The organism is Saccharopolyspora elongata (assembly GCF_004348985.1).
Classification (GTDB): Bacteria; Actinomycetota; Actinomycetes; order Mycobacteriales; family Pseudonocardiaceae; genus Saccharopolyspora; species Saccharopolyspora elongata.
Map to the genome: position 1 here is coordinate 1 of NZ_SMKW01000223.1, position 1272 is coordinate 1272.

The window sequence follows — 1272 nt, forward strand, 5'->3', positions numbered from 1 at the left end:
GCTGCTGGATTGAGCGCCAGACCAGTCGGCGACTGCCAGAAGCGAGGAGGACGGTCCGTGCAGTTCGACGTCACCGGAAAGATCTTGCTCGACCAGATCTACACACAGCCCGATCCACGCGCCTACTTCAACACGCTGCGCAAGCTGGACTACTGCATTCCACAGCAGGCCAAGCCGTACTTCCAGAAGGTCATCCAGGAATACCGGGAATCCCACGGGGTTCGCGTGCCCACCATCCTCGACCTCGGCTGTTCCTACGGCATCAACGCGGCTTTGTTGAAATGTGACGCCACGATCGACGAGCTCAATGAGCATTACTGCCGTACTGATGCCCGCACGGCGGATCGCGACTGGTTGCTGGCCCGCGACCGGAATCTGGTTCGTTCGCGCAGTCAGCTCAGCGACATCCGATTCGTCGGACTCGACAACTCCGAGCCGGCCCTCTCATATGCGCTTGCGGCAGGGTTCCTCGACGACGCGGTGCACGCGGATCTGGAAGCGCACGACCCCACCGAACAGCAACGCGCGCAGCTCACCGGAACAGATCTGGTCATCTCGACCGGCTGCATCGGCTACGTCGGCGAACGGACGCTGGCCAGGATCGCCCGGCAACACCGGCCCTGGATGGCACATTTCGTGCTGCGGATGTTTCCGATAGAACCGATTGCAGACGGCCTAGCGGCGTTGGGATACGAAATCATTCCCGTACCTGGCGTGTTCAAACAGCGCCGGTTCACCTCCGTGCAGGAACAATCGCGGGTACTGGAGACGTTGCGGGCCGCCGGAGTGGATCCGAACGGCCTGGAAGCCGACGGCTGGCTCTACGCCCGACTCCACCTCTTCCGACCACGCCACGACTGAGAAAAACCCTGCGAAAGTCGGGAACTTCAGTTCGATGTCGATGCCGTGCCCGCAGATCAAGCACGCTGCCACGGGTTGTCGCAGGATCGCCACCAGCTTTCGCCGCTGGTACCCGCTCATTCCTGCCGGAGCCACGGCCTACCTCACCCTGGCTAGGGCGTCGTCGGCTCCAGCAGTGCCGTTGTGATTCGGCCGGGGCTTACCGTGGAATGCGTGAACACACTCCAGGCCGAGCGGACCTTCTCGCCCTACGGCCCATCGCATTGGGCGGTCCTCGTCGTGGTCGCAGCGGGCGCCGTCGTGCTGGTCTGGCTGGGGCGCAGGCATCGGGAAGCCAGGTCGGGCCAGGTGTTCGCCCGGACGTTCGCCGTCGTGATCGTGCTGTTCGCAGCGACCGTGCTGGTGTACGGG

The 1272-nt window shown here is 63.6% G+C and carries 2 protein-coding genes; both read left to right on the forward strand.

The genetic code is table 11. The features are described 5' to 3' along the window. Window positions 1-57 precede the first annotated feature (57 nt). Window positions 58-861, forward strand: coding sequence for a class I SAM-dependent methyltransferase (locus E1288_RS46395; protein ID WP_132495719.1), 804 nt, complete (start codon window positions 58-60; stop codon window positions 859-861). A gap of 213 nt (window positions 862-1074) precedes the next feature. After that, on the forward strand, window positions 1075-1272 hold a 198-nt coding region (locus E1288_RS46400; protein ID WP_456320524.1), incomplete at its 3' end, for a TMEM164 family acyltransferase.